The 24,166-nt window shown below is 35.3% G+C and carries 22 protein-coding genes and 1 riboswitch; of the genes, 3 read left to right on the top strand and 19 right to left on the bottom strand.

Features of this window, described 5'->3' with window-relative positions:
- From CLLU_RS08295 to CLLU_RS08360, 14 genes are all read right to left on the bottom strand, one after another.
- On the bottom strand, positions 1-1,654 hold a 1,654-nt coding region (locus CLLU_RS08295; protein ID WP_106009277.1), incomplete at its 3' end, for an MMPL family transporter.
- Between the two features lie 33 nt (positions 1,655-1,687).
- Positions 1,688-2,869, bottom strand: a complete 1,182-nt coding sequence (locus tag CLLU_RS08300; protein ID WP_158255911.1) for a M56 family metallopeptidase — start codon at positions 2,867-2,869, stop codon at positions 1,688-1,690.
- Positions 2,870-2,889: 20 nt separating this feature from the next.
- Positions 2,890-3,252 (bottom strand): BlaI/MecI/CopY family transcriptional regulator, encoded by a 363-nt coding sequence (locus CLLU_RS08305; protein WP_106009279.1) that lies wholly within the window; start codon positions 3,250-3,252, stop codon positions 2,890-2,892.
- A gap of 172 nt (positions 3,253-3,424) precedes the next feature.
- Positions 3,425-4,102 carry a M28 family peptidase gene (locus CLLU_RS08310; protein WP_106009280.1) on the bottom strand — a complete coding sequence of 226 codons (678 nt, stop codon included), beginning with the start codon at positions 4,100-4,102 and terminating at the stop codon, positions 3,425-3,427.
- A gap of 55 nt (positions 4,103-4,157) precedes the next feature.
- Entirely contained in the window at positions 4,158-6,800 is a 2,643-nt protein-coding gene (locus CLLU_RS08315) for a penicillin-binding transpeptidase domain-containing protein (RefSeq protein WP_170065745.1), read from the bottom strand.
- Between the two features lie 243 nt (positions 6,801-7,043).
- Positions 7,044-7,982: a diacylglycerol kinase catalytic domain-containing protein gene (locus tag CLLU_RS08320; RefSeq protein WP_106009282.1), complete on the bottom strand. Its 939-nt coding sequence runs from the start codon at positions 7,980-7,982 to the stop codon at positions 7,044-7,046.
- A 2-nt stretch (positions 7,983-7,984) separates the two neighbouring features.
- Entirely contained in the window at positions 7,985-9,001 is a 1,017-nt protein-coding gene (locus CLLU_RS08325) for an SPFH domain-containing protein (RefSeq protein WP_106009283.1), read from the bottom strand.
- 28 nt (positions 9,002-9,029) lie between these two features.
- Positions 9,030-9,833 (bottom strand): NUDIX hydrolase, encoded by an 804-nt coding sequence (locus CLLU_RS08330; protein ID WP_106009284.1) that lies wholly within the window; start codon positions 9,831-9,833, stop codon positions 9,030-9,032.
- A gap of 308 nt (positions 9,834-10,141) precedes the next feature.
- Positions 10,142-11,158, bottom strand: coding sequence for an ABC transporter substrate-binding protein (locus tag CLLU_RS08335; protein WP_207655966.1), 1,017 nt, complete (start codon positions 11,156-11,158; stop codon positions 10,142-10,144).
- A complete protein-coding gene (locus CLLU_RS08340; protein ID WP_106009285.1) occupies positions 11,155-11,898 on the bottom strand; it encodes an ABC transporter permease in 744 nt (247 codons plus the stop codon). Before CLLU_RS08340 ends, CLLU_RS08335 begins: the two co-directional genes overlap by 4 nt.
- Complete coding sequence (locus tag CLLU_RS08345) at positions 11,895-12,650, bottom strand: ABC transporter ATP-binding protein (RefSeq protein ID WP_106009286.1); 756 nt, start codon at positions 12,648-12,650, stop codon at positions 11,895-11,897. Before CLLU_RS08345 ends, CLLU_RS08340 begins: the two co-directional genes overlap by 4 nt.
- A gap of 157 nt (positions 12,651-12,807) precedes the next feature.
- Positions 12,808-12,918, bottom strand: a riboswitch (TPP riboswitch).
- A gap of 81 nt (positions 12,919-12,999) precedes the next feature.
- Positions 13,000-13,608 (bottom strand): ABC transporter ATP-binding protein, encoded by a 609-nt coding sequence (locus CLLU_RS08350; protein ID WP_106009287.1) that lies wholly within the window; start codon positions 13,606-13,608, stop codon positions 13,000-13,002.
- A gap of 28 nt (positions 13,609-13,636) precedes the next feature.
- On the bottom strand, positions 13,637-14,386 hold the full coding sequence (locus CLLU_RS08355; protein ID WP_106009288.1) for an ABC transporter permease: 750 nt from the start codon (positions 14,384-14,386) through the stop codon (positions 13,637-13,639).
- A complete protein-coding gene (locus CLLU_RS08360; RefSeq protein ID WP_106009289.1) occupies positions 14,349-15,347 on the bottom strand; it encodes an ABC transporter substrate-binding protein in 999 nt (332 codons plus the stop codon). The genes CLLU_RS08355 and CLLU_RS08360 overlap by 38 nt, the downstream gene beginning before the upstream one ends.
- 494 nt (positions 15,348-15,841) lie before the next feature.
- On the opposite strand from CLLU_RS08360, the gene CLLU_RS08365 reads away from it, so the two are divergent.
- From CLLU_RS08365 to CLLU_RS08375, 3 genes are read left to right on the top strand one after another with little or no spacing between them, the layout of a single operon-like run.
- Positions 15,842-16,903: a nucleotidyltransferase family protein gene (locus CLLU_RS08365; RefSeq protein ID WP_106009290.1), complete on the top strand. Its 1,062-nt coding sequence runs from the start codon at positions 15,842-15,844 to the stop codon at positions 16,901-16,903.
- Between the two features lie 20 nt (positions 16,904-16,923).
- Positions 16,924-18,084: a glycosyltransferase family 4 protein gene (locus tag CLLU_RS08370; RefSeq protein ID WP_420866703.1), complete on the top strand. Its 1,161-nt coding sequence runs from the start codon at positions 16,924-16,926 to the stop codon at positions 18,082-18,084.
- A 5-nt stretch (positions 18,085-18,089) separates the two neighbouring features.
- Positions 18,090-19,226, top strand: a complete 1,137-nt coding sequence (locus tag CLLU_RS08375; protein ID WP_106009291.1) for a glycosyltransferase — start codon at positions 18,090-18,092, stop codon at positions 19,224-19,226.
- 122 nt (positions 19,227-19,348) lie between these two features.
- Here the strand turns inward: CLLU_RS08375 and CLLU_RS08380 are convergent, their stop codons facing one another.
- The 5 genes from CLLU_RS08380 to CLLU_RS08400 form a co-directional block, all read right to left on the bottom strand.
- On the bottom strand, positions 19,349-20,362 hold the full coding sequence (locus tag CLLU_RS08380) for an SPL family radical SAM protein (protein WP_106009292.1): 1,014 nt from the start codon (positions 20,360-20,362) through the stop codon (positions 19,349-19,351).
- Positions 20,328-21,161 (bottom strand): 5'-methylthioadenosine/S-adenosylhomocysteine nucleosidase family protein, encoded by an 834-nt coding sequence (locus tag CLLU_RS08385; protein ID WP_106009293.1) that lies wholly within the window; start codon positions 21,159-21,161, stop codon positions 20,328-20,330. Before CLLU_RS08385 ends, CLLU_RS08380 begins: the two co-directional genes overlap by 35 nt.
- A gap of 57 nt (positions 21,162-21,218) precedes the next feature.
- Positions 21,219-21,806, bottom strand: a complete 588-nt coding sequence (locus CLLU_RS08390) for a protein kinase (RefSeq protein ID WP_106009294.1) — start codon at positions 21,804-21,806, stop codon at positions 21,219-21,221.
- Between the two features lie 112 nt (positions 21,807-21,918).
- The gene (locus CLLU_RS08395) at positions 21,919-23,082 is read right to left on the bottom strand and encodes a PDDEXK nuclease domain-containing protein (RefSeq protein ID WP_106009295.1); all 1,164 of its coding nucleotides are present in this window, start codon (positions 23,080-23,082) and stop codon (positions 21,919-21,921) included.
- A 140-nt stretch (positions 23,083-23,222) separates the two neighbouring features.
- Positions 23,223-24,131: a ribonuclease Z gene (locus tag CLLU_RS08400; protein WP_106009296.1), complete on the bottom strand. Its 909-nt coding sequence runs from the start codon at positions 24,129-24,131 to the stop codon at positions 23,223-23,225.
- Positions 24,132-24,166: the final 35 nt, after the last annotated feature.

A 24,166-nucleotide genomic window follows, 5' to 3' on the forward strand; every position in this document is an offset into this window, starting at 1 on the left:
ATACTAGATTAATATATAAAATTCTTTTAGATATAATCCACATTTTTTCATATTTTCCCAAGACGTTTATCTTCTGTACAATTTGATCTTGTAAATTATGTTTAACTATAAATTTATTGAATTTATCACGCTGTTCCTCCGAAGATATCTTGTACATGACATCGTATATTTCATCTACTGATCCTATGGATTTCAAAACGCTCTGATTTTCAACTTGATCCGCTGACATGTTATTATAAACAATAGCAGGATTTCTAATTAAATCACTTCCATATATGTAATCCTCGTCTATTCCCACAATATCAATGTTATCGTGATAATAAATCACATTATAATCTCGAACAAAATTAATAGTATCATTGTATGGTATACTTTTTTTTAGTTCCTCGATAATTTTGGAATTGCCCTTCATTCTATCAGGTAATATGAAATAGAAATCTTTATCTGAATTTAAATGATTAAATTCTTTTATTTTACTGGATAAATAATCAAAGGCATTTTTATTTGCAGAAATAGTTTTTACACTTACAACCTGGGAGATATCTTTCAAGGCAATTGCATTAAATTCTCTGAAAAATTCTCTATAAAATGTTTCCTGTACGGCTATGGATTTATCAAATACATCATTGATAGAACCGTCAGTATTCCTAATTGACTTATACATGAACTTAATATGGTAATACTCCGAATGGTCCTGAAAAAAAGTTTTTTGTCTGTAAAAAGTATAGGATTGAAAAATGAAAGCAATATTGCTGGATATTATAAAAATAGTGATAATGGTCGTCACTGATTTTAATCCATAATTAAGTGTCAATAATTTCTTAGAACTTCTGCCATTGGAGAAAACCTCTTTTACATTGTAAAAATATAAATTTATATATAACAATCCATTGATACATAATAATATAGCAAACAGTATAATTGAGATTTTTAAATTGAAGAATACATAAGTATATCTAGACAAAACAGATAATATGAAGATAAAAGATACTGTAAATGCAAGAGAATCCAAAAGAATATTCTGCCAGATAATAGTACTTATTCTTTCTCCCATAGTCATTCTAACAACAGCTTCTTTTTTTTGTGAAATAACATCATAAAAGGAAAATAACAATATAATACTAATGACAAGTATCCATATGGCAATTGTGTTCTTTTCCGACTCCCTGTCAGGATAGCCTTGTTTGGGATGATTGCCTGCATACTTGTCAATTAAATTCATTTTGAATTGATTGGTTTTTTCCCTGCTTCCAATAATGTAATATTCATTTTGATTTTTGATATCAGGTATACTACCAATATCTTTGAATTTAAAGTTGATATTCCCTAGGAAAAGGCTTGTATACTTTCCTTTAAATATATTTGAATTCTGGTTTATACTTTTTTCAACTCCCGGTGTCCCGTAAATATCGTATTCAGTAAGGGAACTATCTGGCTGAGATGGTATAAAAGTAAACACTTCAACTCTATTATCAGCTGCTGAATCAATAATATCAGCAATCATTTCATCACTTGTCGTATTACTTTGCAGATACAGTGTAGTATTGGCATACTTAGTATAAAAATTATCCAAATAAAAAATATGACTTTCTCCGATAATTAAAAGTCCTATCAACATGATACAAAAGCTGATTATATACTTGACTTTTTTCAAAAAAATTCCTCCATAATAACAACTTTGTTAATATTATTCATTCCAAACTACTGAAACAAATTTCCCAATTATATCTGAATCCTTGACTTCTTTATTAACCGCTTTGCAGTTTTCCTCATGCTGTTTCCTCAATTCTTCCGGAGCATCTTTATATGTATATGTTTCTAACTTTATTGTTGCACTTCTCCTTGCTGCCGGTTTTTTACCTTTATAGTTGTCATTGCTTTGATTAAAATTTTTTTCAGCTACATTATTGGTATTATTTTGAGAAGCTGTTGCTGATACCTCATTAATATTTAGTGCAAACAAAGAGCCTCCTATAACAGACAATAATATGGCAGCAGCTGCCATTCCTTTTTTTCTTGATTTCAAATTTAACATATTTTCTATTCTCCTTTTCGTTATATTTACCTTTTTATCAGTCAACTGTGATGACATTATAGAAATTTCAAGTTTATTTCTATATCTGGCCGATTTTACTAAAAGCAATGCATATTCTTTGATATCTTCTATTTTAGATCTGCTGATGACTGCTTCATCGCAGGATAACTCACATTGTTCATTGAAAAATTTTCTGAATATATATATCAATGGATTAAACCAATGTAGTGATATTGATAATATCATTAGAAGCTTCATAATGTTATCCTTTCTTTTAAAATGGATTAGTTCATGCCTTAATATCCATTTTATATCATTGTTTGAAAATTGTTGAGCTGGTAAAATTATTGTGGAATTCAGTATTCCTATTACAGCTGGTGAAAAAATTCCCTTTACTATTTTAATTTTTATGTTCTTATTTATATTAAAATTCTTTTTTTCATCAATCAAAATTTGTAATATCCTTGTATTTTTTACAGAAGTCATATTATTTCTAACCTTAAAATAAAATTTCCCCTGGAAATAAATATAGTATAGTAAAACTCCCGTTGATCCAATAATCCAAATCAGCATTGCAATGTAAATGTAGTCCACTGTATTTATATTATTTAGATGAGATTGGGTGAGGTTATATATAACTTTATAATAAGCAGTATCATTCTCATTTATATTTATATCAAGTTTAACACTGATTACTAAAAGCATTCTTATAATGACCATAACAGCTAAAAAGTAATTGAACTTATGACTATATTTAGCTAAAAACTTATCTTTCGTAATGATTATTCCCAATATTAATATTCCTGTAAGCAAACTTGTTCTTAATACTTCCAAAAAAATATCCCTCATGTAAATTACCTGTTCCTTATCCATTTTTCAAGCTCATCTAAATCTTCATCAGTAATTTCATCACTTTCCTCAAGAGTGGATATTATACTTTTTAATGACTTTCCATGAAGATAATTAAAGAAATCTCTAGTTTCAAATTTTAAGTAATCATTTTCTTCTACTATTGGAGTAAAATAAGATTGTTTTCCTATTCGTTCTGTAGCAAGAAAATCTTTTTTTACAAGCCTTGATAAAGTTTTGGATGTAGTACTGAGCTTCCACTCTAGAACATTTTCCATATGATTGGCAACCTCCTTTGTAGATACTTTATTCTTTGCACTCCAGATAAATTTCATTATTTCAAGTTCCGTTCTGGGAAGTTTTTTCATTTTATAATCAACCTTTCTTTTATTTCCTGTTTTAAATAAAGTATATACGACAATTGTCGTAATGTCAATATCTTTATGGGCCTTAAGATTGTATCCAAGCCTTACTAATATAATAGAAAGAAAAAAGCTGTAAAATTACGCTACGAAACAATTTTACAGCATTCATTAATTTCTAACTGTCCAGTGAATTTATGATAATATCCGCAATCAATTTAAGCTTTGATCCACTTATAGCCGAAATTGTATCCCGAGGTCCATTTATTTTCAAATTTTTATCATATGCTTGTCCTATGCATAATGATGGAATTCCGGCCTCATAAAAGACAGCATAATCGCTAATTTCCCTACCCGCCTTTTTTACATTCATATTTTTAGGAATATTTTTCAACAACATGATGGCAAAATTTTTCTTGCCATTCATAGTAAATATATATGGTTTACTGGCACCTTCTTGAGCTATCGAGTCAATATTCAAAACTGCCTTTATATTTTTTTTATCATCAGGTGACAACCCGTCTATATAATTGTGAGAACCTATATTGCCAGCTTCTTCACTTCCAAAAAAGATAAACCTCAATTCATAATCACTTGATACATCTTTAAGCAGTCTGGCTGTTTCCATAACTACTGAAACCCCGGAGGCATTGTCATTTGCCCCTATGGAATCTTTTGTGGAATCGTAATGTGCACAAATTACTATTGTGCCTTTATTATAACTTGATTTACCTTTTTTAACTGCTATTAAATTTTGACTTATGCCTAACTTTTCTGTATCATTTTCTGTAAGAATAGGTACAGAAAATACTTGTATCTGTATTTCATATCCATAGGATTGAATTTTACTTTTCATGTATTCACAAGCTTTTTTCTCATTATCTATTCCTTTTTATATAACATATCTCACTTTACTTCACAGAATAATATGCATCATAAATATCCCTTGCTACAGTAGCTGCTCCAAATCCTCCCTGACCACCGTCAAAGAGTACTACACATACGGCTATCTGTGGTTTGTCAAGAGGAGCAAAACCAATGTATTCGGCATAGTCGGTCCTGCCCACCTGCTCCTGGTTGCCCAGACTCTGGGCGGTACCTGTTTTACCTGCGGTAGTTATGGGAAATCCGCTAAATACCTGTGCAGCCGTACCTCTCTCATTAACGGCGTTCATTCCCTGTTTGACTGCTGCTATGGTTTCAGCTTTAACACCTGTTTTCTCTATTATTTCGGGTTTCACCTTTTCAATGACTTTACCCTCTGCATTCAGATATTGATCCACCAGGTGAAGTTTGTATCTGGTGCCGCCGTTGGCAATGGTGGCAGCATAGTTTGCTATCTGAAGAGGGGTAAACTGGTTAAGCCCCTGGCCTATGGCGGCATTTTCTACGTTTGCCGGCACCTTAAGCTGGGCATTGGCATCCGATATGGTTATACTGTACACCACATTCAGCAGATTATCCATCTGGCTGTCACTTACCTCTTTCTTGTTGTTCGGATCTGCCTTCACAAGCTCTGAAAACAACTCACTGTATTTTGATTTGTCAAAAGCAGTTTTACCTTCCTTTATGGAATTTTTTATCAAGGTCTTGATGTTATTTTTAATATTCTTGACTTCAGCTGAATCACTGCCGTTGTCGTACAGATCCAGGGTAACCACTTCATGTCCGTAGTCATCCTGGCCGCCTTTGAGCACCTCCATGGTTTTCAAGAGATAGATACTTGCATAGGTGTTCTTATTGGATACGGTATTATATACCTGTCCAAAGTTTTCCGGTATTTCTATGCCAGTAGCAGGCTTTACCTTGCTGTCTGGAGATATCCCAAGTCCAAATTTCCAGGCATACTTGGCCAGAATATCATCTCCGAAGGCATTTCTGAGTTTTTCAGCCACTGTCATGAAATAGGGGTTGCTGGATTTCTGTATGGCAGTTATCAGATTTACAACTCCCTGAGGTCCATCTGTGTCAAATGTCACTTTTTTACTTCCCTGATAGAAATATCCCTTATCTTCCATAGTAAAATAAGGAGTTATGACCCCGGTCTCAAGTCCTGCAATGGCCGTCATGGGCTTGAAAGTAGAGCCGGGTGGTATCAATGACTGGGTGGCATAATTGTAAAAGGGCTTTGGATATATGTCATATACATCCTTCCTTATGGTGGTGTTATTTTTTATGCTTTTGTCTATAGGGAAAAGGGTGTTCAGCACATCCTCTTCACTCTCTCCCGGGTAATTGGCCGTGATTCCACGGGACTGAATATAATTTCTTCCAAATTGTTCTAGATCCGGGCTGAAATATTCATTATACTGCTCCGAACTGAGCCTTCCAGGTAAGGCAAACAGATTTGGATCATAACGGGGTACCTGTGCCATTGCCACTATGGCTCCCGTATTCACATCAACTGCCACTGCAGTGCCCCTGGTGGCATTTGAAGTATTAGAACCTCTCATCCGATATGGATCAGCTCTAAGACTTGCAAGAGTGTTTTCAAGAGAAGTTTCCGCTGCTTTCTGCACATCCTTGTCTATTGTGAGCTGTACCGTCTGTCCCGGATAAGCTTCCCTTTCACCAAGTTCCTCAATTATCCTTCCATTTTTATTGAGTTTCACTATTTTTCCGCCTTTTGAACCCTTTAATCTGTCCTCAAGTGCACCTTCAATTCCTGCCTGCCCTACATAATCGCTGCTCACGTCATATCCTTTTTCAGTATACCTTTCATAATCGGAAGATATTTTGGATATGTATCCTATAAAATTGGAACCCAGATCTCCATTTGGATAAGATCTGAGAGGCTGGGTGGTCACGTCTATTCCCGGAAGATCATTTAACATCTGTAAAAATTTAAAAGCGGTTTCCCTGCTTATGTTGCCGGCCACCGTGGCAGGCTTGTACCCGGAAAAGCTCTGCATCTTCAGAGTATCCTTTACAATCATAAACCTTCTCTGCTGCTCCAGGGAATAGTCACTGCCTATCTTGTACTGTTTAACAAGTTTTTTGAAGGTATCCTCGGGAGATATCTTCAAAAGTTCCTTGTTGACCAAGCTTTTCAGTTCATCCCCGGAGATATCCTTGTTTTTGCTCTTGATGCTCTTCTCTATTGGTTCATTCAGACCCCTGTCCCTCTTGAATTTGATTTCAAGAGCTTTTCTAGTCTCTTCATCATCACTTCTAAATTCAAATTTGTATGGATCTATCTTCAGCTCAAAATCGTCCTGCTGGCTCTCACCGCTTTCATCCAGTATTTTAAATACCTTGCTCATTGTAGTGAAAAAAACCTTGTCGCTGTCGTCGGTCTGGTTGTACACCAGCATATAGCCCTGAGTGCTGGCGGCCAGAACATTGCCTTTCACATCCACAATTTTCCCTCTGGGAGCTGCATCGGGAATTTCCCGTATGGATTTATTGTTGGACCGTTCCTTATATTCCTGGCCTTCCACCACCTGCAGAAAGAAAATTCTTACCATGATAATAGAAAATATAACTGTCATAATCACTATCAAAATATTATATCTTGTAATATCAAATTTTCTCCTTTCCAGCAAAAATACCATCCTCCAAATCGTTAACATTTTCAAAAACAACTAATATTTTCTATTATACACTATTACAGTGTATTTTTTTGTCGGACAATGTCAATATAATGAATAAATTTTTATTTAAAAAATACCGCCCCTGCAATTTGCAAAAGCGGCAGCTTTTTTCCAAGCTCCTAAATCTGTAATATCCTTTTCCCGTATACAAATTTTTCAATGTAATAGATGTATACAGCAAATAATACCATAATTTACATATATTTATACAACCAGATGACCTTTTTTTTCGGCAACTGTAATTGCTGCTTCTATGCCGGAATTAAACTGAAGATAGTCGCTTTCAATACCATCGCTGAATATAACTCCATTTTCAGGCATCTGGGAGGATATCTTAAGGGGACACTTTTTTGTTATCCTTCCAAAAACCATATCCGCTTTTGAGACCCTGCTGGGAAAAGGTTCACGTACGGAAAAATATAAATAATCAATATTCCAATCAACCTTTTTTTGCTGCTGCAGCTGTTCTCTTCCATTGGATACCTGTTTTACAATATTCACGGCACCTGTAAGTATACTTTTCAGCCAGCCCGTGGAACCAAGTCCCGTGGACACGATAACTCCACTGGAGGATTGATGTTCGTGCTGGTCTCCCAGCTGGATATGATATCTGGAGGACACATGGGTTTTCTGTCCAATAAAAAGGTCATTGACGGCATAGATCATTTGTCCGTCATTTAAAGATGCCTTCGCCATGGAGACCTCCTTCACCTGACTCTTTGAATTGAATACATCCGGCACAACCAGTTTCAGATCTTTCACTTTAAAAGGCAGCAGCACGCCCTCCCACCTGGAAGGATCCGGATTCACGGCAATAAGCGGCTGTCTTGAAAGATATTTCAAGGTATTTGCCACAAGGCCATCCTGTCCTATTACCACTACCACATCATTGTCGCCAAATATGAAATTAGGTACATAGTCCCTGTCCACAATCTGCAGCCTGCCCAGAAGTTCCAGCTGATTTCGGGCAGAAATCAATACCTTTCTATATAGTCTGTCTTCCTCTACATAGTCTGAAAAATCACCGCCAAGATGTTCAATATAAAATTTTGCCTGTTCAGCTGTATTATATCTTGCAATGAGTTCTTCAAACCGGGTCTTTCTCTTTACAAGAATTATCTTGTTTTCGGTTAGTCTATCCATAGTCAATTTCTCCCTTTGGCAATTTCCTGAAGCAAATCAGGTGATATATTCAGCTGGCCAATTTTCCCTGCATTTCCCGCCAGCTCCTGAAAGGCTACTGCTATAAGCTTATCAGGCTGCATTCCAACATTTGCAAGGGATTGTATCACATCAGGATTCATACCTTCAAATGCCTTCATGACAACGGACAATTCATAAGCCCTGGCATCAGCTTTGGTCCTTGAATTCTGAGTGCTGAGCCTAGTAAGTTCCTTTCTCTTTTCCTCCATGGCAGTTTCAAAATTCATCTTTTCCTCTTTAAGCTGATTTTGTTTCTGCTGAACAATCCTCTCGGTATCCAGCTGGGTTTCTCTCACCTGCTTTTTCTTGTTTTCAACTGCAATTTCCGTGTTGTATTCATTTTGTTTTACACATCTTTCCTGTTCAATGGAGGCATTTCTCCTTGCATAGATGGCTTCATCTGCCTCCTTTAAAATCTGCTCTCTTTCCTGTGCCTCCAGTGCCCTTGCAGTTTCTTTGTTGGGAAGAACAGCCAATATGGAGACACCGAGAATTTCAATGCCCAGAAGATCCATCTCCTCATTTTCCTTTATTTTGTCCAGTATGCCCTTTGCAAGCAGCTGACTGGATCTGATGGCCTCTTTAAGCTGCAGATTCTCAAGGAGCTTTTTAGCCAGCACTCTCACAATATTTATCACCTTCTGGGGTAATTTTTTAGGATCCTCTGAAACATATCCCTTTCCCTTAATATCAAGAGTGTAGTTTAGAAGCTTTGCAATTTTCTTCTGTTCAACTATCCTGAATGTAATCTGTCCCTGGACAGTGACAGTCTGAAAATCCGAAGTAACTTCCTCAAAGATAAAAGGTACATCCACACTGCCTACGGGAACAAGTACGATTGAAGTAGTAGGAGCATAGTAGTAAAATGATATGCCTGCACCTTCTTTTACTATTTTCCCATTTCTGTATTTTAAAACATACTCACTTGGCTGAAATTTTATAAACCTAAATCCAAACATAAATAACCCTCCCAATTCATTTTGATATTCACATGTATTTCCAACCTGGATTGAACCTGTACAGCTTTGAAGGCCTGTGTCCTGCATTTTTTGAAAATTCATTTGTTTCAATAACCTTGTCTGATATCTTTCTCCTAAAGGCTGCAGCAAGGAGTTCCCTGCCCAATATTATCTCATATACCTGCTGAAGTTCTGACAGAGTAAACCGCTCCGGCATAAGATTAAAAACTATGTCCGTATATTCTATCTTGTTTCTAAGTCTTTCAATAGCATATTCGATGATCTTGGCATGATCAAATGCAATCCCCCTGGAATTTACAATCTCTCTCTTAACACTTGTGGATCTCCCCCTGCGCCTTTCAGTAATTTTTACAACGGCTTCCAAAGTATCCTCCTCACTTGAAAGAATGATTTTGACCGATTTTTCAAACACAAGTTCTTTTTCCAGAACAGTTTTTTTCTCTTCAAACACCTCAAATTTAACATCAAACCACCCGGCATAATCCGCATCATCTCCGGCTTTTATATCAAACAAGCTGCCGTCCACCAATGCCATGTAGGAGCAGCTTACAACTCTCCACCTTGGATCTCTCTTTACATCGCCCCAGGTATAGAGCTGTTCCATATAAATGTCCTCCACATTGGTTTCGCTTTTCAATTCCCTGTTGGCGGCCTCATCAATGCTTTCGTCTACCGACACAAATCCTCCCGGAAGTGCCCACTGTCCTATAAAAGGATGATCTGCCCTTTTAACCAGGAGCAACTTTATTGATTTCCCTGAAAGCTTCCTGTAATTTTCCTCTTTCTTGTCCTTCACGGTGAAAATCAACATATCCACCGTTATAGACGGTCTTTCATATTCATTAATATCATACTTCTGTAAAAATGCTTCTTCCGTAAGTCCCTGCTTGTTTTTAAGCTTTTTCTTATCTATTTTTACCGCCTCCCTGTCATATTATATTCTTGTTATTATCGTTCTGTTATTAACACTTTATCATTAACTGTACCGGTTGTCAACACATTTTTAGCATTTTAGGTATATGTTCACCTGCACCTTTTCTGTGTTGCTTGAATTTGCAGTTATACTGGAAATTTGGATAAAAATCAAAAATAGAGAGATGAAATCATCTCTCTACTTAACTATTTATTGTCTTTCAGAACATTTACATAAAAATCTTCGGCATTTACATCTTTTTTCAGAAGTCCCTGTTTTTTAAGCCAGTTTATATTGTTCTGCCACACACTTTTATCCTGGCTCAAAAAAGGCTCATCTTTAGACTCCATCTTAGGCAGGAGTATGCTGAGACTTTTCTTTTCAACTGCCTCCTTGAGAGGAAAACTGCCTTTTTGTTGATTGTCCATGAGTATCTTCAGGGCTTCATCCGGATTATTTTTGGTATATTCGAATCCTTTTTGGGCGGCTTTCATGAATTTTTTAATGGTTTCGGGCTTTTCCTTGAGAGTTTTATCGCTGGTTACAAACACTTCCTCATAATAATTTGGAACTCCATATTTAGAAGGATCAAAATAATTTACAGGATGATTTTCATTTTCCAGCATGAGAACTTCATGATTTATAAGTCCCCCTGTAGTGGCATCCACTTTTTTAGTTACCATGGATGACAGTAGATCAAATCCTACATCCACCATTTTAACAGTATCTGGATTCCCACCATCTTTTTTGACCATGGTCTTTACGTACTCCGTATTCAGCGGATTTCCTGAATAACCTACGGTCTTTCCCTGAAGATCCCTTGGAGAATTTATATTGTTGGACTTTAGGGCTATTATAACATTCAAAGGGGTATGCACTACTGCTCCAACGGATTTTACAGGTACTCCCTGGTTGGCTCTTGCAATTACAAGATCCGGCTGATAGTAAATCCCCAGTGTTGCCTTTCCTGCTGCGGGTAAAGTAAGAGGATCTGTAGGATCCGACGGGAATTTTATATTCACCTTCAGCCCTTCCTCTTTAAAATATCCTTTTTCAATAGCTGCATATATAAAACTATGTATGGCATTTGGATACCAGTCAAGTACCAGATCCACATTCTCCAGCTGACCGTTACTGCTCTGAGACGGCTTGCTGCCGCATCCAGTAAAACTCACAAACATTAAAATTGACACCATAAAAGCCATGATTTTTATTTTCTTCAAGCTTCATTCCTCCCTTTTACTATTTTATTTTCAAGTACACTTATAATTTTGACCATGACCAGTGCAGCTGCAGACAATATTACAATAGGTGCAAAAACTCCGGCTCCATCCAGCTGTGTCATCATCCTTTTGCTGAAATATCCAAGACCTGCCTGTGCTCCCAGCCACTCACTTATGGCCGCACCTACCACACTCAGTGGAACTGCTATCTTAAGTGCGGAAAAGAAATAGGGAAGTGATGCCGGAAACTTTAATTTTATAAATATATCTCTTTTAGTTGCACCATAGGTAAAAAGAAGTTCCTCCATATCTCTTCTGGTGGAGCGAAGGCCATCGTATACATTTATGGTTATAGGAAAAAAAGTTATGAGTATGGTAACCAGTACCTTGCTCCATATTCCATATCCAAACCAGAGCACGAATATAGGCGCAAGTGCAGTTATGGGTACTGTTTGAGTTACAATTACAATAGGATAAAGGGCTCTTTGCACTTTTTCACTGATGCTCATGGCCGCAGCAAGAAGTACTCCAAATACTATGGATATTCCAAGTCCTTCAAAAGTCACAGCAAGGGTTGCCGGCAAATGTACCAAAAATAAAATGTCCTTTAGTTCCCATATTTTTTTTACAATTGCCGTAGGGGAAGGAAGTATGTACATGGCATCTATATATCTGGCAATTCCTTCCCAGGCTGCAAAAAACAACAGGCATATTATTGCGGAGGATCTGTATTTTTTCACAATCTTACCCCCTTTTTAAGCTCTTCTACAAGCTGTGCCTTTATTCTCAAAATATCGGGATTATCAAGCATGTCTCTACTCCTTGGATAATCTAAATCCACCTTTATTTCCCTGAATTTCCCTATCGGGCTTCCATCTGTTATAAATACCCTGGTAGATAAAAAAAGAGCCTCCTCCACGTCATGGGTTATAAACAATATGGTCTTGTTTAACTTGGACCACTTATCCAAAAGCCATTCCTGCATGGAAAGTCTGGTTATTGCATCCAATGCACTGAAAGGCTCATCTAAAAGGAGTACTTTGGAACCCGTGAGAAGAGTTCTCGTAAAAGATACCCTTTGACGCATTCCACCGGACAGATCTCTAGGATATTTGTTCTTGTATTTTTCCAGGCCGAAATCCTTCAGCATCTTTTCCGCTTCGTATTTTACCTCTTTCATATTCTCACCTTTGATTTCAAGAGGCAGAGAACAATTTTGAAGTATGGTTCTCCAGGGTATCAAAAGGTCATTTTGAGGCATATATCCTATATATCCTTTTTCCAAAGTATTTATGTTTTTGTTCTCTAAAAATATATTTCCCTCAAAAGGCCTCTCCAGTTTGCAGATAAGTCTGAACACCGTGCTCTTCCCGCATCCGCTGGGACCTACTATACTTATAAATTCACCTTTGTTTACTTTGAAACTTAAATTTCTTATTATGAAATCAGGATCTTCCTCATATTTAAAACTTATATTTTTAAACTCCAGCACAATTACATCCCCCTGTTATATACCATATTACAGAATATACTTTTACAAATGTTCTCATATAACCCCACCTTTTCAATGCAAGATTTACAGTTCCCAATTATTCTTCATCAAAAAAGGTACAAACTTTTGAAAAAATGTTTGTACCTTTATAAACCAAAACTATATTTAAACCTCTTCCTACGCTGGCATTAACCAGATCAGGTACAACTAGGGTCTAAAGATTCAATCCTCATCTCAGCCGGTAACACCAGCACCCCCGGGATATATAAAACTATTTAATTCTATATATTATACAGACATCAATTATATTACTACAATAATTGAAATTAATCAATATTTCTACTGTACTTCACTCCAACGAATAAATTACATCACCTAATTCCCTGGCTTCCTCTTTATCATGAGTTACCATTATAACCGTCCTTCTATCTTTCCTGTAAAGCAGCAGGAATTTCTGTATTATTTCACCTTTCAATCTATTATCCAGGCCCTTGAAAGGTTCATCCATCAGAAGCAGATCACTTTTATAGGCAAATGCTCTGGCAAGTGCAACTCTTCTCTTCATGCCTCCGCTTAATTCTGCTGGAAGCTTATCTCTGCAGTCTGACAATTCCACCATGTTCAAAAAACTATTCACAGTTGCTTCTATTTCACCTTTGCTCATTACAGATTTTAATACAAAAGCCACATTTTCATATACTGTAAAATGAGGGATAAGCCTATCTTCCTGAAAGACATAGGATAATCTACTGCTTCTCAAATATACCTGCCCGCTATAGTCCTTTTCAATTCCGCTTATAATATTTAAAAGAGTAGTCTTACCACACCCGGAAGGCCCAAGTACCGCTGTGATCTTGTCTTTTAAAAAATTTATATTTAAGTTCTTAAATACAGATGCCCTGCCATAGGATTTGTTTAAACTTCTAATGCTGACTTCATATATATCATCATTTGACATAGAACTTATCCTCCCTATTTCACGAAAATTATTTTTTTGCCCTCAAATAGAGTTTAAATATCCATTCAAAGGTAAAACTCAATATAACAACCACAATAGTCCATGCAAATAGCTCGGGAGTTTCAAGAGTCGTCTTGGAATTGAGAAGATTCAATCCTATAGAGTTATTAGGTGTACTCAGTACCTCCGATGCCACCGAGACCTTCCAGCCGATTCCAAGGCACATGAGTATACCTGATATAATATAATTTTTTATGCCGGGTATATATATATCTTTTAACAAATATTTTTGCTTTACTCTATATACTTGTGCCATTTGAATAAGCCTCTCATCTACAGACTTTATCCCTTGAATTACATTTGTATATACTATGGGAAAGCATATGAGAATAGCTGTAAAAACAACTACATGAGATGAGTTAAACCAGAGTAATGCTATAATAATTATAGACATGACAGGAGTTGCCTTCATGGTAATTATAAGAGGATTTAAAAGCTCCTCCACAAATTCATTGAGACCTGCAGCCACACCAAATACCACCCCCACAATTATAGATATCAAGATTCCTGAAATCACTCTTATTACACTGCTGAAAACACTTTGCCAGAAATAAGCCTCTTTCATGAGCACAAATAGAGTTTTCAAAACTTGAAGAGGCGATGGCAAAATAAGAGAATTATTTATAAAAAGGGAGCAGAGCTCCCATATAAACAACCAAAACAACAGTATGCATATCTTTTTAATTATTCTTGTTTCCACTGTAATAGAAATTTTCATCCGGCATCTTTCCTCCAACAGATTTTGGATCACTGTCATATAAAACTTTATAAAATTTTTGGAGAACCTGTTTCCCGTCTTTGGCATTTATAAATACTATATTGCTTCCTGGTATTGCCATTTCAGCCACTTTTGCCTTTGGAATTATGCTGTATTTTTCCATCAGTTTTCCTGCTTCCGTTTTATTTGAATTCACAAAATCCACAGAATCCCTGTATTTATCCAAAAAATTGTCCAAATCCTTCGATCTCTTATCTATAAAGGATTTTCTAAACACTATGGTACCCATGGCCAGTTTACTTTGTCCATCAGAAGCTTTATCCCATTCTTTAGTCAAATCTATAGGGACCTGAAGATTCTTGTCCTTCATCCTGGTAGTAGTTACAAAAGGTTCCGGAAGTACTGCCAGATCTACTTTTTTAGATGCCACTGCAGCTGCCAGATCACTGTGGTTCATTTTGTAATCCACAATTACATCCTTTCCAGGCTCCAGGCCATTTTTTCTTAATATGTAATTCAATATAAACTCAGGTGTGGAGCCCTTGTTGCTTGAATAAAGGGTCTTCCCCTTTAAATCTCCTATACTTTTCACTGTACTGCCATTTTCTACAATATATAGTACACCTAATGTATTTATGGCAACCAATTTGACCTGACCCTTGGTCTTGTTGTACAAAATAGAAGCCAAATTTGAAGGCACTGCCGCTCCATCCAATTCTCCATTTATAAGTTTTGAAGTTATTTGATCTGGTGAATCGTACAAGGTAATATGGTAGTCTTTTTTATTCTCCATAAGTTTTGACATTCCCATTCCAGTAGCACCTTTTAACGCCGCAATCTCAATCTTCTTTCCTTTGACATCCGATGAAGTATTACTGGAACCATTGGAACAACCTGCTGCAAATAAAGTTGATACTATAAACATCAGCACCAAAATAAGTGCACTCAATCTCTTTTTCATAAAAATCCCCCTTTGACAATGCATAACTCACAATTCACAGTTCTCATTATGCAAATATAAAATATTTGACTCTGAACTCTGATATTTTACTATCCTATTATACCATTATTTTCAGATTTTAATTATATTAAAACAACTTTGTATAATTGTATTTAGTAAATTATGGAATATCATGTTGACATAATAATATTATTATATTACAATGGTTTTATTAGCAGTCCATGCCAATCCATACCAATGGATGCTAATACTGTTATGGAGATTTAAAACATTCTTAATTTCACAGCTATCAATTCATATCTTAAACTGACCTTTTATTTTAAAAGGTTCAGCAATAGCTATAAATACTACCTGAGGAATAATATTCATAATATGTTAGGTTTTCCATTTAATCAATGCAAATAATTAAAATTCATTTGGCAGATAACATTCTTTGTAAAATAAGAGTGTTTATTCAATATAAGAAATTTAATTAACATAAGGGAGGAATCGATATGAAAGCATTACTTTTAGCCGGGGGCAAGGGTACTAGATTAAGACCTCTAACAGACAGGTTACCAAAACCCATGGTTCCAATTATGGGAAAACCGCTTATAGAAAGAGTGATAAACAAACTAAAAGAAGCCGGAGTTACCGAAGTAGTTCTAAGTACTTGTTACAAATCTCATTATATAAAAAATTATTTGGATAATGGTTCAAAATTAGGCATAAAAATAGATTACGTTTCAGAAGACATTCCACTTGGGACAGGAGGTGCTATAAAAAATTCCGAAAAATTTTTTGATGATACTTTTATAGTTTTGAATTCTGATATAGTAGATGACATATCCTACAGAGATCTTGTAAAATTTCACAATAAAAAGAAGGCCTCAGTTTCCATTGCAATGACAAAGGTCAAAGACCCTTCTCAATATGGAGTTATAGAATTTGACAGTGATAATTATATAAATGCATTTAAAGAAAAACCCAAACAGGGCGAAACAAATTCAAAATGGATAAATGCTGGAGTTTATGTATTTGAACCGGAAGTTTTTAAAGAAATACCCAAAGACAGGGTGGTATCCGTAGAAAGGGATGTTTATCCTCTATTACTTGAAAAAGGCTATAGGATGGCAGCTTATAAATACAATGACTACTGGATTGATGTGGGAACTTTAAAGAAATATATACAGGCACATGTAGACATACTTCACAGTAGCTGTAACAAATATAGAAAAGCCAATAATATTTCAGATATAAAGAACATAATCTTTAAAAGTAAGAATGTAAAAATATATCCGGATGCAAAAATAATAGGGCCGGTGTTTATTGGCAATAATTCCATTATAGGTTCCAATGTTCAAATAGGTCCTTATACGGTCATCGGAAATAACTGCCATATAGATCAAATGAGCAATATAAGCAGAAGCATACTGTGGGACAGAATAAACATAAACGGAGATGTAAATATAACAAATTCTGTAATAAGCTCCGACTGCACTATAGATAAATGCTGTGACCTATTAAATACAGCCTATGTTTCAAATAATTATGATAACAATCTGCTTGCTATATAAAAACTAAAGAGGTGATATTAGTGAACAAAAACATAATTTTTTTAAGTACTTATCCGCCAAGGGCATGTGGAATAGCAACTTTTACTGCCGATTTAACCAAAAATCTGTCCTATGAATTCCCTTCGGACAATTATAAAATAGCTGCTATAAATGATGAAAACTATAAATATGAGAAAGATATATGGTCTACTTTAAATCAATTTGACAGAAAATCTTATATCCACCTTGCGAACCTGATAAATAATTCAGACACGGATCTGGTTGTAATAGAACATGAATACGGAATATACGGCGGGGAATGCGGAGAGTACCTTCTGGATTTTATAAACAACTTAAAAATTCCTTTTATAACAACCTTTCACACCATATTGTCAAATCCAAATGAAAAACAGAGGGAAATACTTAAAATATTGGGCAGCAAAAGCAAAAAAATCATTACCATGGGAGAAAATTCTATAGAAATTTTAAATAAGATATACAATATACCGGAAAATAAAATTACTGTAATACCTCATGGAGTGCCTGATATTGATGTAGAGAGCAGAGAATCCTTAAAAAAAGTATTTGGTTTTCAAAATAGAAATGTCATAAGTACATTTGGACTTTTAAGTCCTGGAAAAGGCATAGAATATGCCATTGAAGCTGTGAGTCAGGTAGTAAAAGCCCATCCTGAAGTACTTTATCTGGTGCTTGGTCAGACCCATCCTTGTGTAAAAAAGGTCCAGGGGGAAAGTTACAGAAAAAAATTACAGGACTTGGTTTCAAAATTCCATATAGAGAACAACGTACAATTTGTAAACAAATACCTTACAAAAAAAGAAATAGTACAGTATTTGACTCTGTCTGACATATATGTGACACCTTATCTGGAAGGTGAACAGGCAGTGAGCGGTACACTGGCTTATGCTGCAGGGTATGGAAAGGTAATAGTCTCTACCCCATACAGATACGCACAGGAAATGTTGAAGGATGGAAAGGGAATGCTTGCCAAATTTAAGGATTCAACTTCCCTGGCCCGGGCCATACTATACTTGCTTGATAATCCTGCATCCAGAAAAAATATGGAAAACAGCATGCTTTACCTGGGTAAAAAGATGAAATGGTCTTACGTATCAAAACAATATGAAAATTTATTTTTAAATATAATCAAAACCAGTAAAATTACAAGGCAGGTGGTATAGCAGTCATGCGTATTTTTGAGGAAGAGCATTCAATGCCGCTTTTTATAATGACCGATGATACAGGAATTATTCAGCACAGTGTATTTTCAGTACCTGATCCGAACTCGGGTTATACCACAGATGACAATTCAAGAGCCTTAATTGCAGCAGTAATGCTCTATGAAAAATTTAAAAGCAGAAAATATTTGAAGCTAATTCTTATATATACTTCTTTTTTACTATATGCCCAAAACAAAAAAGGTACTTTTAAAAATTTTATGGATTACAACAGAAACTTTACGGAGGAAGAAGGGTCTGAAGACTGTTTTGGAAGATGTCTGTGGACACTCGGCTATACCTTCAGTTCAGAAAGTATACCGCAATCTATCAAATCTGCAGCTTTAACCATGCTGTACAGAGCAATACCCAATATACCTTCACTGGCTCATATAAGAGGAAAATCCTATTCTCTGCTGGGATTGAGCTTTTTCTACAAAGCTCTTTCAGAAAAAAATACAAGCAACATAAAAGAGCCTGTAGATAAGTATTTAAATGGAATTGAAGTGTTAAAATTCAACAATACACCCCTGGCAACCACTCAGGATCTAATCAGTACGACAAAAGATACAATGGTTGATATCTCCCAGTACCTTTTGGATAATTTTGAAGCTCATAAGGAGGATTCCTGGCAGTGGTTTGAGGATAGTCTGACTTATGGAAATGCTATGCTTCCCTGGAGCATGTTAAAAAGCGGAAGTATATTAAAAAACAAAAAATATATTGACACAGCACTCAAATCCCTGGACTTTCTAGAAAAAATCAGTTTTTCAAAAGGCTATTTCAAACCTATAGGCAGCAATACCTGGTTTAAGAAAGGAGATGCAGCTCCTTCTGAATTCGACGAACAACCTATAGAGGCCTGCGGTACATGTATTATGTATACAGAAGCCTACAATATATTCAGACATCAAAAATATCTGGATAGAGCTTATGCCTGCTACGAGTGGTTTCGAGGAAAAAATTCCATAAACAAAACCCTGGTGGATAATTTTACTAACGGCAGCTATGACGGAATAATGAGAACTCATATAAATTTAAATGAAGGGGCAGAGAGCATTCTAGCAAAAATAATAACTGAACTCACTTTGGATACACTGCAATAGTAGATATTTAAAATATAAAGTTTAAAGTGCAAATTTGATACTTCAGCTCTGATATCTAAATACAACTTGCACTCTGAACTTTAGTTATTCTCTACTGAACTTTTGCCATAATTGCTTTGAGTCTACTGTATAAATATTTTATCTTTTCCAACATAACTGGAAACCATGTTGTATACGAAATTCACCATCTTATTATGATGTTCTTCAGAATAGGTACACACACTATCCAGTATTTCAAAAGGATAGGAAAGTAAAAGAGAATTTGGATTTGATTTCATCATATTTTTAAAATAATTTTTTGAAATTCTAAATACACCTATACTTACATCTTGTATTTTATCTGCCGGAATTACCCGAAAAGTTTTTTCTATACATTTTTTATAATATTCATCCCAATTTTCAACATATAATATGGGATCAAAACATATTCTAACCTTCCATCCCTTCTTCAGGGCACTTCTGGCTGATTCCAACCTGGAGTCCAATCCCGGAGCCATTTGTTCATATTTTTTTGCAATTTCATCTGGCGAAATTGTCCATGCAAGTATAATATTGTCCCCCGGTACGGCTTTTTCTATACTTTTAAAATTAGAGCTTTTGGTCCTGACTTCTATTTTTAAATTATCTCTCACTCCAGCAAATTCCAGCCATTTGTTCAAAAATCCCGTGATATTTTCAAAAGCCATAATATCTGTATCATAAGATATGCATATGTATGCAGGATGTTCTTTCAAAATATGCTCCACCTGATGAAATACATCCTCTATATTTACAAATACAACTATGTTGGCGGAAGAATACATTCCCTGAAGATAGCAGTATTCACAATTATAAATGCAATTCATTATGGAAGATGTATAGTAAAAATATTTGTTCCCGAAATCATCACAAACTTTGGCACCTTTATAAATTAAATTTCCGTCATTATGCGCCAGTATCAGCTGAGGTGATTTTTTCTGCGCCAAAAAATCTTGATTATGCCTGCAGAATACATCTTTATAGTGTTCAATATTTATTACCCTGGAATTCTTGAATCTTGAAAGTATGGCTTTTGCATTTTCGTTCTGAAGTACCCTGTTTTCCACATAAATATGAGAGAAACTAGATGAATTTAAGCTGTTGTACCAATTTCTCAAAATATATCTTCCTCTCCTGTTTAGTTTTACAGTAAATCTGTGTAAATGGTTCAAGAGCTAGAATCAAGCTATCCTGCCTTATTTTATAGGATCTACATAATTTCTTAAGTTTCTGCTGCATGGATACTGATAAGTTCAAATTTAATATGATCTCATTTATGTAATTCATGTCTTTCTCATCCAGTATATCAATTGGTTTGGCGCATTCATGGGAGATATCAAGTATCCATTTGCAAATTTCCACCGAATTTTTTTCAACTAAACTGTCTGCTTTTGCCGGCTCCAAATTGCCGATGCCCAAATAACCCGCTACTATTTTCAAGCAGTAAATTCTATGAGGTGGTAAAAATATAGATACTGATTCAAAAAAGGCAGCTCCTTCTACATCTGCAATGTCCCCCTTTATACTTTCAGGAGACTCCTTTCCGGAAGCCCTGGAAAAACTATCCAAGCACCCTTCTTCAAAAGGATGCTTGAATATCATATCTGGATAAAAATCCATGCCGGTTTCACCATTGATTATTTTATTGCAAAGTACTACAGCACCTGCTTTAAATTTCCCGTTCACACTTTCACATAATCCTATATTTATAAAAGTATCATATGCAGTTACATCAAATTTTCCTATAATATAACTACAGGCACTAGCTGCATTTACGGCTCCAGTTTTACTTATTATAAGTAAAATTTCATCATTCTTAAAAACTTCAAATTTATTTATAGAATTATATTTTTTTAAAGAAAATCTCTTTATGAATGGTTCTGCCTCACTGTACAAAGCTGTCGATATAAAGATCAAAATTATCCACCTCCACTGCTATTTATCCAATTTACAGTTCATATCCGAAAAGTCTTATCATTTTATACCTTTCCTCAAATATCTCTGCATTTTAAAATTCCATTTTCCATAGTCCTGGCTGTATTCTTCCTTTACAATCTTCAAAAAATCATCCAGCACCCCCAACTTGCTCAATCCCTTCATAAGATGACGCGGATAATCACAATTTCTGGAATAATTGTTTTTAGGATCTATTACCTTTATGGAAAAATCATTATTTATATAAAGATCCTTGCACCTTATGTCCAACTTGGTGAATCCAAGTTCTTTAAATTCCCTTATAAGCTGAATTATATTGATGGCTGCCTCTTTATTCAGTCCATTTTTCTTAATATAATAATCAAGTCTCTCTCCGCTAACATAACTTCTTACAATATAATAATCTCCATGAAGATATACTTGAGGAAAATATTTGCTTTTGCTGGTTTTTTTCAATATATCATATTCATTTTTACATACATACTTGTTTTTAAATATTTTTATCACTCTGCCATCTTCAAGCAGATACACTATGCCATTATGACCAGATCCAATAAAATTTGCACCTCTCAGCATGTTTTCAGCTATTTCGTCCAGTTCAATATAATAACCTTCTCTTTTACCCATAAACAAACCTTTCTATAAATATTGTTATTATATTGTATGAATTCAGGTGCAATAATTTGATAATAACTTAAATAAAAAGCCAGAAAGTAAAAATCTTTCCGGCTTCATTAACTCAAAATGATTTTAATTTTGCCTTAATTCCACACCCTATTTCTTCCACTCTAGGTAATATACCCTGAAATTTACCTGGAATATCCTCATTCAGTATGTATTCGGAATCTCCTGATTCTTCCAGATTTTTAAAAGCGTACTGCACAATTAATTTTTCATCTTCCTTGCAGATCATTATACCTACAGAACTTCTGTCATCTTCACCTTTAACCGAATCATCCAACAGAGAAAGATGAAAAGTCAGGATTCCCAGATATTCAGGTTTAAATCTCCCAATTTTCAATTCTACTGCCACATAACCTTTCAGTTTTAAATTATAGAAAAGCAAATCTATGTAATAATCTCCTCCTGAAAGTTCTATATGATATCTGTTGCCAACCAATGCAAACCCAGAGTTCAGTTCCAAAAAAAATTCTATGGTTGATTTAACAAACTGTTTCTCAAAAATTTTTTCCTTTTCCTCATCCGAATTATTCATAAAATCTACGAGATACTCATCTTTTAATATTAAAAAATAATTTTTCAAATCTTTTTCATCCGACTTATCAGTTAAAACTATATCCTTTATAAAATGTGCTGCACCTGCATCTTCTTTTTTCCCATTGTTCTTATCTTCAGGACCACAGTCCGTTTCCGATGTTATAATATCTTTATTTTCAAAAGGCTGCTCTTGTTCCACCATTGTGTCATTGTGAGAAACCTCTTCATCAACCTCTTCTTCTATACCATACTGCAAATCTATTTTTTTTATCAGTTCTTCCACAGTCCATCCTTTTTCCAGAACCTTATCCGCATATTCCATTCTCTTATTTATATCTTTTATCCTGTCTAGAATAACCATATTACAGGACCAGCTTATTCTAGAAGCTGTATTCTCCACAAAGTTTTGAGATTCATACTCACTGGCAAATTTAACCATGCTCTTTAAATTTTTTTCTGAAAACCCTAGATTATCTGGAAATTTAATCCTAAAATACTGTGCCAGAGTACTTATGAATTCATCTCCACAGCCTTGATTTTGTTTCTCCAAAATCAAATTGCCAATTCTCCAGTAAAGCATAAACATATTTTTATTTACAGCTATAAGAGATGCATTTTTTGAAAAAATCACATCATCACCCAGATTTTCAAGAAATTTATCTATATCATTATGATAATCTATCATACCAAAACCACCCTAGACTAGTATCATCTTAATTTAAATATATATTAATTTTATTATACGGTAAAATCAATAATATTTCTACCAGATTAAAAGTATTTATTCATCACTAAGACACATGCTTGAATCTAACAATCCCCTCTTTACCTGAAATTGATGCTCTTCTCATACCTGTCTCTTCCCAGCACTGTGTTTTCAAATATATCTTTTGCATTTTTCAAATATATGTCCGGATGAGGCATGGAAGGGCTAAAATGAGTAAGCCACAGTTCTCTCACTTTTCCCCTCACAGCAAGAAGGGCTGCTTCCGAAAATACCATGTGTTTGTACTTTACAGCCTTTGGAATATCTTCATTATCCCCATACATACCTTCGCATATGAATACATCAGAACCTTCAATAAATTTTACCAGTGCTTCTGTAGGTCTTGAATCTGTACAGTAGGATATTTTCAATCCTGGTCTTTTACATCCAAGTACCATGTCAGGATCATATACATGATCCTTGTCTTCCATGGTCTCTCCTCTTTGAAGCCTGCTCCAAAACCTGATGGGAACTTTATTTTCCAGAGCTTTATTTTTGTCAAATTTTCTGTTTCTGGTTATGTCAAGAGAATATGCAAAGCAGGGCATATAGTGATCCACTGACAATGCATTTATAGTAAAATCCCCTATCTTCCTGCAGCAGCTTCCCCGCCCACAAAGCTCAATCAAATTTATTTTGTAGGGAAGCAGCGGAGCTATCACCCTGAGCCCGTTTACCACTTTTGAAAGTCCTGCTGGTCCCATTATACTGACAGGTTCTGTCCTTCCTGAATTGGCCATGGTAAGCAGCAATCCAGGAAGCCCTGCTATATGATCTGCATGAAAATGTGTAAATAAAATAATATCTATGTTCTTTATTTTCCATCCTAAAATTTTCAGGCTGAGCTGAGTACCTTCACCACAATCTATGAGAAGCTTTCTCCCATTGTAGGAAGCTATCACTGAAGTAAGGTATCTTCCAGGAACAGGCATACTTCCTCCACAGCCCAGCAAGCATAAATCCAGCATAAGTCTATCCCCTTCCTGAATTTAGTATATACATA

This window comes from Clostridium luticellarii, assembly GCF_002995845.1.
GTDB classification, from domain to species: domain Bacteria; phylum Bacillota; class Clostridia; order Clostridiales; family Clostridiaceae; genus Clostridium_B; species Clostridium_B luticellarii.